The organism is Aeromonas diversa CDC 2478-85 (assembly GCF_000819805.1).
Taxonomy (GTDB): Bacteria; Pseudomonadota; Gammaproteobacteria; order Enterobacterales; family Aeromonadaceae; genus Aeromonas; species Aeromonas diversa.
The window spans coordinates 1,226-2,228 of record NZ_CDCE01000012.1; the positions used below are offsets into that span (position 1 = coordinate 1,226).

Annotated in this window: 1 protein-coding gene; it reads right to left on the reverse strand. The window is 65.0% G+C overall.

Features of this window, described 5'->3' with window-relative positions:
- Nucleotides 1-1,002: sensor domain-containing diguanylate cyclase (locus BN1121_RS03390; protein WP_231552992.1), on the reverse strand; the 1,002-nt coding region annotated here is incomplete at its 3' end.
- Nucleotide 1,003: the final 1 nt, after the last annotated feature.

The following is a 1,003-nucleotide window of genomic DNA, read 5'->3' on the forward strand; positions in this document are numbered from 1 at the left end:
CAGATGCTCCTGCACCTGGTAGGGGGGAAGGAGCTGGCGATGCAGCTCCTGCACCCAACTGATCAGGGGCTGGCCCAGATGCCGCAGGGGAAGGAGCAGACAGAAATCGTCGGCCGCGAGGCGCCCGGCCAATGTTCGCCTCGGGACCACTTGTTGCAGCCGGGTGGCGATCTGGCTCAGGAGTTGATCCGCGACCCGGATACCGAAGCGGTCGTTGATCTCGCGAAAATGCTGAACGTCCAGCATCAGCAGGCAGATCGGCTGAGCGGGCAGGCGTTGAGCCTGCTCGAGCAGGGTCGAGAGCTTCATCAGCCCGGTCAGGCTGTCGAAATGATGGGCCCGTTTGAGCTGCTGCTGGGTCGAGCGCAGGCCGGTGACATCCCGGTAGAGGGTCAGCAGAGCCGGCTCTCCCAATCCGGGGACGCTGAGGCGGGTGACGGCCAGCTGGTGCAGGCGCCCCGTCACGTCGTGCAGGGCTATCTCTCCTCGGGTCGCGGGCAACTCATGCAGCGGATGGCCGGCCAGTGGCAGCGGTAGCTCGTCGCGACGGGCCCCGAGAAACTGCAGCAGGGCGTGGTTGCACTCCAGCAGCTGGCCATCTTCCCGGGTCAGGCTGATGAGATCCGGAATCGCATCGAGCACCCTGCGCAGCAGATGCTGGTGGAGGCTGAGCGCCTCCTCGACCCCCTTGATGTGGGTGATCTCCTCCATCATGCCAAGCACGGCCAATGGCTCACCCTGCGGGCTATAGAGAGGGAGCTTGTGGCTGCTGATCCAGCACTCTCCCTCTTCCTCCTGGCAGCGCATCTGCTGGCCTATGAGGGGCGTCCCGCTGGCCAGCATCTGGCGGTCTTCGTCCCGATAGCGCAGCCCCCAGGGCAGTTCATGATCATAGTGCCCGACCAGATCGGCAGGCGTAGTGAAGCCAGCCTGCTGCGCGAAGGTGCGGTTACAGAAGAGATAGCGCCCCTCGGCATCGCGGCAGAAGAGGCTGATGGGCAGC